Genomic DNA, 10,719 nt, shown 5'->3' with positions numbered 1-10,719 from the left:
CATGCCCTACGCCGAGTCGACCGTCCCGGCTGCCGGAAGCGGACCCGCCGGAACCCGGCCCGCCGGAACCCCGACCGCCGAGGCCGTGCCGCAGCGGGTGGCGACGCCCAGGCGGCTGCTGATGTGCCCGCCCCGCCACTTCGACGTCAACTACTCCATCAACCCGTGGATGGAGCCCGAGAAGCCCACGGACCAGGGCAGCGCCCAGCTCCAGTGGGAGCGGCTGTACGACCTGTACCGCGAGCTCGGGCACACCGTCGAGCTGATCCGGCCCGAGCCGGGCCTGCCCGACATGGTGTTCGCCGCGAACGGGGCCACGGTGGTGGACGGCAAGGTCCTCGGCGCGCGGTTCCGGCACGCGCAGCGCACGGCGGAGGGCCCCGGCTACCTCGACTGGTTCCGGGAGCAGGGCTACACGGACCTCCTGTGGCCCGAGCACATCAACGAGGGCGAGGGCGACTACCTCCTCGTCGGCCGCCGCCTGCTGGCCGGCACCGGGTTCCGCACCGACCAGCGCTCCCACGCGGAGGCCCAGGAGTTCTTCGGGGTCCCCGTCACCGGGCTGACCCTCGTGGACCCGCGGTTCTACCACCTGGACACCGCCCTCGCCGTGCTCTCCGACGACGAGGTCATGTACTACCCGGAGGCCTTCTCCCCGGGCAGCCGGGCGGTGCTGCGGGAGCTGTACCCCGACGCCGTCCTGGCCACGGCCGAGGACGCCGAGGTCTTCGGCCTCAACGCCTTCTCCGACGGCCGGCACGTCCTGCTCTCCAGCGCCGCCACCCACCTCATCGGCGAGCTGAAGGGCCGGGGGTTCGAGCCGATCGGCATCGACCTCCCCGAACTGATGAAGGCCGGCGGCGGAGCCAAGTGCTGCACGTTGGAACTGCGCGACAGCTGACCGCAGCCGTCGCGGCCACGGCCGAGCCTCACGGCTCCTCCCGTGTCAATCCCCTTATGTCCGAAAGGAACTGACCAGTGGTCACCAAGATACGCATCGACGAGGGCTCTGCCGCCCGGGAATTCGGCATGGCGTGCCAGCGACTCATCCCGTGGCAGGGCGCCGCCGAGGAGCCGCCGGTCGGTGCCATGGCCTGCTTCCTGCCCGCCGGGGGCAGCTCGGACCCGGACTGCCACGACCAGGACGAGATCATGATCATCCTCTCCGGTTCGGGCACGGTGTCCCTGGCCGGCGAGGAGGACGAGCCCTGCGCCGCCGGTGACCTGGTCGTCCTGCCCCGGAACCGGGAGCACGTCGTCACCAACCCGACGGACGCCGTCCTCAGCTGGGTCTCCGTCTACTGGCCGCTGCACGAGCCCAAGGCGGCCGCCGCGTGAGCCGCACCGAGTGGATCACCGCCACGCCCCCGACGCCCAACGGCGACCTGCACATCGGCCACATGGCCGGCCCCTACCTCGCCGGCGACGTCCTGCGCCGCTTCCGCGTGGCCGACGGCGCCGACGTCCGCTACACCACCGGTCTCGACGACCACCAGAGCTACGTTCCCGTGCGCGGGCTGAAGGACGGCGGGCTCAAGGGCGAGGAGATCGCCGACCGGTACGGGGAGTCCATCGAATCCGTCTGGCGCCAGGCCGGCGCCGAGTTCGACGCGATCGTCCGTCCCCGCCGCGACCCCGAATACACCGCCCACGTCCAGGACTTCTTCCAGCGCCTGTACGACCAGGGCCACATCGTCGCCCGCACCCGCCCGCTGCCCTACTGCACCGGCTGCGAGCGCTGGCTCTACGAGGCCTACCTCAAGGGCGACTGCCCGCACTGCGGTTCCGGCTCCAACGGCAACGCCTGCGAGCCGTGCGGCCGCCCGAACGACTGCGCGGACCTCACCGACCCCGAGTGCACCGCCTGCGGCGCCCCCGCCGAACTGCGCGACTGCGAGCGGCTCTACTTCCCCCTCGCCCCCTTCGGCGAGCAGCTCGACGCCTTCTGGCAGCGCGTGGACATGCCCCCGCACCTGCGGGCCCTGTGCGAACGCATGCGGGCCGAGGGTCTGCCCGAGATCGCCGTCAGCCACCCCTCGGAATGGGGCGTCCCGGTCACCGTGCCCGGCTTCACGGACCAGCGGGTCTACGTCTGGTTCGAAATGGCCCCCGGTTACCTGATGGAGTGGCAGAAGTGCGCGACCGGGGAGCCCGCCCCGGCGCCCGTCCAGTTCTTCGGCTTCGACAACGGCTACTTCCACGCGCTGCTCTTCCCGGCGGCCTTCCTCGCCGACGCCTCCGGCCCCGACAGCCCCCAGGGCCCGGCCGGCGCGCCGCTGCCGAGCGCCTTCGTCGTCAACGAGTTCTACCGGCTGGAGGGCCTCAAGTTCTCCACCAGCCGCAGGCACGCCATCTGGGCCCACGAGGAACTCGCCCGCACCCCCGCCGACGTACTGCGCCACCACGTCCTGTCCGACCGGCCCAACGGCCGCCAGACCAGCTTCACCCCGGCCGACCTCGAACGCAGCCGCGCCCGGCTCGCCGAGCACTGGGACGGCTGGCTGCGGCGCCTGTTCACCGCCGTGGCCGAGGACTGCGCCGGGACCGCCCCCGCCGAAGAGCCCCAGGGCCCGGCCTGGGAGCGGCTGCACGCCCGGCTCACCCGTACGGTCGACGAACTGCGCGAGGCCTACTCGGCGGCCGGCTTCGACGCCCGCCGCGCCGTCGCCCTGCTCGACGAGACGGTTTCCCTCGCCGTCGACTTCGGCCACGTCCACAGCCACGAGCGCGACCGTCCCGAAGGCGCCGCGCCCCACCGCCGTGCGCTGGCCGCCCAGCTCGCCGTCGCGTCCGCCCTCGCGGCCTGGGCGGCCCCCGTGCTGCCCCACGGCGCGGACCGGCTCGCCGGCCTGCTCGGCGTCCCCGCCGGCCGCCGCATCGACGCCGCCGCCCTGCGCGGACCGGCCGCGGGCACCCCGCTCGCCGTTCCCGCCGAGGGGGTGTTCAGTGGCTGACCGGAACGGCCCCGCCGGCCCCGCGGACGCGGTGGGCACGGCCGGCCCCGGCGTCCGCGCCGCCGTCGTCGGACCCTTCTCCGGGCCGCGCGCCGCCTGGGGCGAACTCCTCGAACGGGGGGCCGCCGCCCACGACTCCGTCGACTGGGACCTCCACGACGACCGGGGCGAGACCGCCGTGTCCCGCTCCGTCGCGGAGGCCGTCGTCGCCGACGGCCGCTACGCCCTGGTCATCGGCCACTTCAACAGCGCCGGCGCCCGCACCGCCCTGCCCGTCTACCGCGCCGCCGGGATACCGGTGCTGCTGCCCCTGGCCACCGCGCCCGGGCTGCTGGCGGGCACGACCGGCGCCGCCCTGCGCTGGTGCCCCGACGACCTCGCGCAGCTCGCCGAGCTGCGGGCGGCCGTCCTGCGCGCGGGCCACACGGTCGTGGCCCTCGCGGACGACGGGAGCGCCTACGGATCGCTCCTCGGGCAGCTCCTCCTGGTCCTGCCCGAGGACGGCCTGGAAGTCGGCGGCCCCGGAGCGGGGATCGCGGCCGACGCCACGGCGCTCATCGTCTGCGGCACCCACGCCGGTGCGGCGCGCGCCGCCCGCTCCCACCGGGACGCCGGATTCACCGGGGCCCTGTACTTCACCGACGACTGCGCCGTCGAGGAGTTCGCCGAACTCCTCGGGGAGGCCGCCGGAGAGGCGTACGTGGCCCGTCTCCAGGGAGGCGCGGCCGCCCAGGTGGACTCCGCGTTCGCCACGGTCGCCACGGTCCTGGCCGCGGCTCAGGCCAAGGCTCAGGCCACGGCTCCGGACGCGGCCAAGGCCACGGCTCCGGCCACGGCTCCGGCCTTGGACGGACCGGCCGTCCTGGACGCCCTGCGGGCCCACGCCGACCGGGAGTTCACCCCCGAGGGTGAGCCCGTCGCCGGCCGGGGCGGGGCCGGCTGGGAGGTCGTACCCGTCCCCGCGCCGAACGCCCTGCCCGCCTCGACCCCCGATGAGCCGGCCGCCGAGGAGCACCAGGGCAAGGCGTACGACGTCCTCGTCATCGGCGCCGGCGTCGTCGGCGCGGCCACCGCCGACGTACTGGCCCGCCAGGGCCTGCGCGTCGCCATGACCGCGCCCTCCGTGGCCGACCCGGCCGCCACCGCCGAGTCCGGCGGTCTGGTCCGGGCCTACGACCCCGACCCGGTGATCCGCGCACTCGCCCTGCGCAGCCACCACCTGGCCTGGGGCCGGGAGCCCGGCCCCGACACCCCGCCGACCGGCTTCGAGTGCACCGGCTCCCTCGTGCTCCTCGGCGAGGAGGACCTCGCCGAGGCCGAGAAGGGCGTCGCCGAGCTCACCGGCGAAGGCGTCGAGGCCACCCTGCTCACCCCGGAAGAGCTGCGCGAGCTCTACCCCGCGCTGGACGTCAGCGACGTGGCCGGGGCCGTGTGGGAGCCGGGCGCCGGGTACGCGGACCCACCGACCGTGGCGCGCGGCTACCGGGACCGGGCCTGCGCCCACGGGGCCGTCGTCCTGTCCGGCCGGGTCGTGCGCCTCGAACGGCGCGAGACCGACCGGGTCCACGTCGTCCTCGAGGAGAGCGAGGTCACCGCCCGGGCCGTGGTGCTCGCCGCCGGCACCGGAACCCCGTACATCCAGGGCCACAGCCTCTCGGCGGACGTCCCCGACGGTCCGGCCGCGCCGGCCGGCCGGGGCCCGGACGCCTGGCAGACCCTCGAACCGCTGCCCGGCACCGACGGCCCGCCCACGGCGGCGCCGCGCACCAAGGCGATCCGCTACGGCTTCTTCGAGCACCCGGACAGCCAGTCGCTGCCGTCCGTCATCGACCTCGTCACCGGGGTCTGGGGCCGCCCCCAGTACACCGGTCCGGCCGCCGACGGCTACCTCGTCGGGCGCCCGGTGGACGAGTGGGACGTGGCCCCGGACGGGGGCCCCGGCATCACCGAGGAGCAGGCCGAGCACATCCGCAGCGGCACCACGCACCGGTGGCCCTGGCTGGCCGACGCGCAGTACCTCCTCGGCCGGCACGGCGTCGACCTGTACACCCGCGACGGCCGCCCCATCCTCGGGCCGGAGTCCGAGGACAGCCGGATCGTCTTCGCCGCCGGCTGGTCGGGATCCGGCTTCAAGACGGCGCCCGCGGCGGCGGAGCAAGTAGCCGCGCACGTACGGGACATGCTCGGCCCGCAGCCGCTCGACGAGCAGCCGCTCGGCCCGGAGGCGCTCGGATGACGAATGCCCTCGACACGCCGCCGACCCGGAAGAAGACCCAGGGGATCGGCGTCAGCGCCCTCGTCGTCTTCTACGTCAGCAGCATCGTCGGCACCGGCATCCTCCTGGTTCCGGGTCTCACCGAGGCGCAGGCCGGTCCGGCCGCCCTGCTGGCCTGGGTGGCGCTGGCCCTGGCCTCGTACCCCTTCGCCCGGTTCTTCGCCGAGGTGTCGGCCCGGAACCCGCACGCCTCGGGCCTCGGATCGGTGGTGGCGGGGGGCTTCGGGCCCCGCCACGGCCGGTCCGCGTCCCTCCTGCTGCTGACCACCTACGCCGTCGGCAACCCCGTCATGGGCGTGGTCTCGGCCGGCAGCCTGCTCCACCTCCTGGGCGTCCCCGACGCACCGGACACCCTGCTGTACGCGGTCGCCGGCGGCTTCATGCTGCTGTCCACCGGCTTCACCCTGCTGGGCGTGGCCACCGGCGCCCGCATCCAGGCGGCCTCCCTGGTCGTCCTGCTGGCCGGCCTCGGCGCGGCCGTCGTCCTGGCCGTGCCGCACATGGAGGCGGGCTCGTACACGCCGTTCCTCGCGGCGGGCTGGGGCAGCGTGGGCACGGCCGTCGTCATCGCCTTCTTCTCCTTCCTCGGCTGGGAGAACGTCTCCACCCTCGCCGACCAGGTCGAGGACCCGGCCCGGTCCTACCGCCGCGCGATCCGCTACGCGGTGCCGGTCGTCGGCCTGCTCTACGTCTGCGTCACCGCGGCCTACCTTGCCGTACCCGGAGACGACCCGCTGGTCATCACCGCGCTGCTGGGCGCCTCCCTGGGCGGGAGCGGCGTGGCGGTCGGCGACCTGCTGGCCCTCGGCCTCTCGCTGATCGCGACGAACGCCTGGGTGCTGGGGGCCTCCCGGCTGCTCGGCTCCGCCTCCCGCGACGGCCTGCTGCCGCGGTCGGTGACCGCGCGGCCCGGCCGCCCGCCGGCCGTGCTGGGAGGCGCCTACCTGGTGGTCCTCGGCGCGCTCGCCGCCACGGGGGCCGGCGTGGAGCTGGCGCTCATCACCACCAGCGCCTGCTTCCTCCTGTTGTACGTCGTCGCCGCCGCGGCCGCCCTGCGCGCCCCCGACGCGGCGCCCGCCCTGCGTGTCACCGCGAAGGTCACGCTGCTGATCTCGGCCGGCTTCCTCGCCTTCGCCGGCACCGGCCTGGCGATCGCCGCCGCCCTCGCACTCGGCTGCCACCTCGCGGCCCACTCGAACTCCCAGAACCGAAAGGCCCTTGAACGATGAGCTCCCTGTACGCGTCCGATACGCAGACCCCCGTCTACGACGTCGTGGGCGTCGGCTTCGGCCCCGCCAACCTCGCCCTCGCCATCGCCATCGAGGAGTACAACGAGGCCGCCGCTCCGGACCAGCGGCTGACGGCGATCTTCCTGGAGAAGCAGGCCGACTTCGGCTGGCACCGCGGCATGCTCCTCGAAGGGGCCACCATGCAGGTGTCCTTCCTCAAGGACCTGGCCACGATGCGCAACCCGACCAGCAGGTTCGGCTTCGTGCCCTACCTCCAGGACCGCGGCCGCCTCGTGGACTTCATCAACCACAAGGTGCTCTTCCCCTCGCGCGAGGAGTTCCACGACTACCTCGGCTGGTGCGCCGACGGAGTGGACCACATGGTCGGCTACGGGCTGGAGGTCAGCGCCGTCCGCACCGCCACCGACGCCGACCCGGGCTCCCGCATCGTCGAGGTGGACGTCGCCGTCGTCGGCGCGTCCGGCACCGAGCCCACCACCTACCGCGCCCGCAACATCGTCCTCGGCACGGGCCTGGTGCCCAAGCTCCCCGCCGGCATCGAATCCTCCGAACGCGTCTGGCACTCCAGCGAGTTCCTGCACCGTCTGGACCGGTTCACCGAGCCCGACCCGCACCGCTTCGTCGTCGTCGGTGCCGGACAGAGCGCCGCGGAGGTCGCCGACCACCTGCACCGCACCTACCCCGGTGCCGAGGTCTGCGCGGTCCTCTCCCGCTACGGCTACAGCCCGGCCGACGACAGCCCGTACGCCAACCGCTTCTTCGACCCCGAGGCGGTGGACCTCTACCACGGCGCCGAACCGGCCGTCCGGGACCGGCTCATGGGCTACCACCGCAACACCAACTACGGCGTCGTGGACATCGACCTCATCGACGAGCTGTACCGCCGCTCCTACCAGGAGAAGGTCCGCGGCGAGGAGCGCCTGCGCATCCTCAACACCTCCCGCGTGGACCGCCTCGACCAGGACCCCGAGGGCCTCGGCGTCCACGTCCGCAACCTGGCCACCGGCACCACCGAGCGCCTCACCGCCGACGCCGTCGTCTACGCCACGGGCTACACCGAGCCGGACCCCACCCGCCTCCTCGGCGACCTGGCCGCCTCCTGCCTGCGCGACGGCGAGGGACGGCTCCGGATCCGGCGCGACTACCGCGTGGACACCACCCCGGAGCTGGAGGCGGCGATCTACCTCCAGGGCGGCACCGAGCACACCCACGGCATCACCGGAAACCTCCTGTCGATGGCCGCCGTCCGGGCGGGCGAGGTCTGCGCCTCCCTGGTGACCCGCCGCACCGCCCCGGAAACCGCCACGGCCCTGGCCTGAGGCCACACCAGCGCACCAGCTCACCGGTGCGCCGGCCGGTTCCCGCTCAGAGGCCGCGTACCGAGGCGATCGTGAAGGTGGTCGGGGTGCCGGTGCTCGGGGTCAGCGGGCCGTCCTTGTCGAACTGGGAGCGGACCACCAGGGTGCGGCCCCGCGTGTGGGCGAGGGTCGTCGGGATCTGGAGGGACGGGTCCGTGATCGTGCGGGTCAGGCGGGCCCGGGTGCCGTCCGTAGTGAGCTGCCAACGGGTCAGGGTGTTGGTGGTGTTGTGCGCCACGCGCAGGGTGCCCCCGGGGGAGAGGGCGAGGCCGTCGGCGGCCTTCATGTCGCGGCCGCCGAGGTCGACGCGGCGGACGGCGCCGGTGGCGAGGTCGACGCGGTAGAGGTCCCCCTCCGGCATGTCCACGGTGAGGAGGTAGCGGCCGGCGCCGTCCGAGACGATGCCGTTGAGGCTGAAGCCGCCCGCCGGGCGGGGGCGCAGGGCGGGGGAGAGGTCGTACGCCGGGGTGAGCGGGCCGCTGCCCGCGGCCAGCTGCTCCGGGGTCACGCGGTAGATCACCCCGCGGATGCTGTCGGTGAGGTACGCGGAGCCGTCCGGGGTGATCGTCAGGTCGTTCACGAAGCGGGGCTCGCCGCCCGCCACCTCGAAGTGGGCCAGGCGGGAGCCGGTCGCGGTGTCGTAGACCGAGACCCCGGCCGTGGAGTCCGTCACCCAGAGCCGGCCCCGGGCGTCGACCCGCAGGCCGTTCGCCGTGCGGCGGCCGTCCGTTCCGGAAGGCAGGAACACCTCCGCCTCGGTGCGGCCGGGGCGGGCCCGGTAGACGGTGCCGTCCGCGTACGAGCCCACGTAGACGGTGTGCGTACGGGGGTCGGTGCCAATGCCCTCGGGGTAGACCTTTCCGCCGGGTATGGAGAAGGCGGTGGATATTCGGGCGGCCTCCGGAGAGGGGGCGGGCGCGGGTGCGGCTCCCAGGCAGGCCAGGGCCAGGGCGGCGGTCAGGGAGGTGGTGGCGAGGCGTTTCATCACGTTCCGTTCGGTGTCCTCTCATTGGGCTGTGTGGGCGAATGTATGTTAGAGCTCTAATGCATGCAAGGGTCGTAGGATGCGGGGATGACCTCCATGGCCCCCGACGAGCGCATCGGCGCGCACATCAAGCGCGCCGAGCAGGCGCTCCTCGCGGCGAAGAACGCCGCGGTCAAGCCGGCCGCAGTAACGGTTCCTCAGTACGCCGCGCTGCTCTGGCTGGCCGAGAAGCCCGGCGTCTCCGCCGCCGCGCTCGCCCGGCTGTGCGGGGTGACGCCGCCGACCATGAACACCGTGCTGAAGAACCTCCAGGAGCGCGGGCTCATCGAACGGACCCCGCACGAGTTGCACCGCAACGTGCTGGAGACCCGCCTCACCCCGGAGGGCCGCGCGGTGATGGAGCAGGCGGACGCCGGCGCGGTGCGCGTGGAGCGGGCGCTGGCCGCCGCGTTCAGCACGGAGGAGCGGGAGCGGCTCATCGCGCTGCTGGGGCGGTGCGCCGAGGTCCTCGACGAGCAGCGCTGAGCAGCGCTGCGCACTGCCGAGCTGGGGCTCGGCAGGCAGTGCTCGTGTTCATCTGAGGTTCCAGCCATGTTTTTGCCGGGATTTGGAACTGCGCGGGGCATTCGTACATCAGGAAGTACAGCCAGCCGTTCTGCCCGTGGGGCAGCCACAACCTTTCGGAGCGAAGTTCGTGCACCAGCACCCGCAGCCCCCGGCCCCGCCCCGGCCCTATGAGCCCGAGGGGCCGCACTCGCCGCAGCCGCAGCCGAAGCGGTCCCGGCGCCGAATATGGATCAGCTCCGTCGTCGCCCTCGCGCTCCTCCTCGGCGGCGTCGGCTTCGCCGGCTGGAAGCTCGACTGGTTCTCCGGCAACGGCGACGCCGTCAGCTTCGGCAAGCCGACCCCGGCCCCGGCCGGCCCGCAGAAGAGCGACCCGAGCTCCCCGGCGGCCTCGCCCACGCCCACCGGTGACCCCGACGTACAGATGCCGAGCGGCCCGAAGTCCGACTTCAAGCAGACCGCCAAGCTGGACGACGGCACGATCATCGCCAAGGCCCGCCTCGCCGGCGCGAAGTCCGGCTTCGAGGGCGACGTATGGGTGTGGGCGCCCAAGGAGTACGACGACCCGAAGTACGCCAAGAGCGCCTTCCCGGTGCTCATCGCGCTCCCCGGCGGCAACGGCTTCCCGAACAACTACTGGGCCGACCGCAGCCTCGGCCTCCAGAAGGCCATCACCGAAGGCGTCCAGGCCGGCACCAGCCTGCCCTTCATCGTGATCATGCCGGTGCTCAACCCGGACAACAAGTACTACTACGACGGCGCCGACATCCCCGGTCAGCCCAAGATGGGCACCTGGATCGCCGAGGACGTCCCGGACTTCACCCGCGCCAACTTCCGTACGTACAAGTCCCGTGACGGCTGGGCCTTCATGGGCTCCTCCTCCGGCGCGTTCGTCGGCATGAAGACGGTCCTCCAGCACCCGGACAAGTTCAAGGCCGTGATCGCCAGCGGCGGCGAGATCGTCCCCGACTCCCCGCTCTGGAAGGGCCACCAGGCGGCGATGGACGCGAACAACCCCGAGACCCTCGCCAAGAAGCTGATCGACACCAACGGGCCCGAGGTCCACATCAACTTCCAGATCGGTACGAAGGAGAGCGGGAAGGACCGGATGGTGCAGTTCCAGCAGGCCTACGGCAAGGGCCCGGTCAAGACCACCATCCGCGACATCCAGAACGGCGAGCACAACGGCTGGCACTACGTCCGGGGCATGAAGGAAGGCTCCCTGGAGTGGATCAGCAAGGTGATGAAGGGGCCCAAGCCCGCGGCCGGCTGACGGGGCCCGTCCGCGGAGCCTCCGCCCCTCCCGCCGGGTGGCGCGCGCCACGTCACGCCC

9 protein-coding genes are annotated in these 10,719 nt (G+C 73.5%); 8 read left to right on the top strand and 1 reads right to left on the bottom strand.

Annotated elements, in window-relative coordinates:
* The first annotated feature begins 1 nt into the window (after position 1).
* The 6 genes from ddaH (at position 2) to OG625_RS13445 (ending at position 7,798) form a co-directional block, all read left to right on the top strand.
* Entirely contained in the window at positions 2 to 901 is a 900-nt protein-coding gene (gene ddaH, locus OG625_RS13470) for a dimethylargininase (RefSeq protein WP_443067711.1), read from the top strand.
* 77 nt (positions 902 to 978) lie between these two features.
* Positions 979 to 1,338, top strand: a complete 360-nt coding sequence (locus tag OG625_RS13465) for a cupin domain-containing protein (protein ID WP_329379726.1) — start codon at positions 979 to 981, stop codon at positions 1,336 to 1,338.
* Positions 1,335 to 2,954, top strand: a complete 1,620-nt coding sequence (locus OG625_RS13460) for a methionine--tRNA ligase (RefSeq protein WP_329379723.1) — start codon at positions 1,335 to 1,337, stop codon at positions 2,952 to 2,954. Before OG625_RS13465 ends, OG625_RS13460 begins: the two co-directional genes overlap by 4 nt.
* A complete protein-coding gene (locus OG625_RS13455; RefSeq protein ID WP_329379720.1) occupies positions 2,947 to 5,190 on the top strand; it encodes an FAD-dependent oxidoreductase in 2,244 nt (747 codons plus the stop codon). Before OG625_RS13460 ends, OG625_RS13455 begins: the two co-directional genes overlap by 8 nt.
* On the top strand, positions 5,187 to 6,458 hold the full coding sequence (locus OG625_RS13450; protein WP_329379717.1) for an APC family permease: 1,272 nt from the start codon (positions 5,187 to 5,189) through the stop codon (positions 6,456 to 6,458). Before OG625_RS13455 ends, OG625_RS13450 begins: the two co-directional genes overlap by 4 nt.
* Positions 6,455 to 7,798, top strand: coding sequence for a lysine N(6)-hydroxylase/L-ornithine N(5)-oxygenase family protein (locus OG625_RS13445; protein WP_329379714.1), 1,344 nt, complete (start codon positions 6,455 to 6,457; stop codon positions 7,796 to 7,798). The genes OG625_RS13450 and OG625_RS13445 overlap by 4 nt, the downstream gene beginning before the upstream one ends.
* 46 nt (positions 7,799 to 7,844) lie before the next feature.
* On the opposite strand, the gene OG625_RS13440 is transcribed toward OG625_RS13445, so the two are convergent.
* Complete coding sequence (locus OG625_RS13440; protein ID WP_329379711.1) at positions 7,845 to 8,822, bottom strand: SMP-30/gluconolactonase/LRE family protein; 978 nt, start codon at positions 8,820 to 8,822, stop codon at positions 7,845 to 7,847.
* Between the two features lie 87 nt (positions 8,823 to 8,909).
* Here OG625_RS13440 and OG625_RS13435 point away from each other — a divergent pair, with 87 nt between their 5' ends.
* Both OG625_RS13435 and OG625_RS13430 read left to right on the top strand, forming a co-directional pair.
* Complete coding sequence (locus tag OG625_RS13435; RefSeq protein WP_329379708.1) at positions 8,910 to 9,347, top strand: MarR family winged helix-turn-helix transcriptional regulator; 438 nt, start codon at positions 8,910 to 8,912, stop codon at positions 9,345 to 9,347.
* Positions 9,348 to 9,516: 169 nt separating this feature from the next.
* Positions 9,517 to 10,659, top strand: coding sequence for an alpha/beta hydrolase (locus OG625_RS13430; protein WP_443067710.1), 1,143 nt, complete (start codon positions 9,517 to 9,519; stop codon positions 10,657 to 10,659).
* Positions 10,660 to 10,719: the final 60 nt, after the last annotated feature.

This window comes from Streptomyces sp. NBC_01351, from assembly GCF_036237315.1.
Classification (GTDB): domain Bacteria; phylum Actinomycetota; class Actinomycetes; order Streptomycetales; family Streptomycetaceae; genus Streptomyces.
This window is presented reverse-complemented; position numbering and strand designations above follow the sequence as displayed.

Excerpts from the sequence above, each read along its gene's own strand:
- ddaH (WP_443067711.1), top strand. The coding sequence starts at position 2 with ATGCCCTACGCCGAGTCGACCGTCCCGGCTGCCGGAAGCGGACCCGCC.
- OG625_RS13450 (WP_329379717.1), top strand. The coding sequence starts at position 5,187 with ATGACGAATGCCCTCGACACGCCGCCGACCCGGAAGAAGACCCAGGGG.
- OG625_RS13445 (WP_329379714.1), top strand. The coding sequence starts at position 6,455 with ATGAGCTCCCTGTACGCGTCCGATACGCAGACCCCCGTCTACGACGTC.
- OG625_RS13440 (WP_329379711.1), bottom strand. The coding sequence starts at position 8,822 with ATGAAACGCCTCGCCACCACCTCCCTGACCGCCGCCCTGGCCCTGGCC.
- OG625_RS13435 (WP_329379708.1), top strand. The coding sequence starts at position 8,910 with ATGACCTCCATGGCCCCCGACGAGCGCATCGGCGCGCACATCAAGCGC.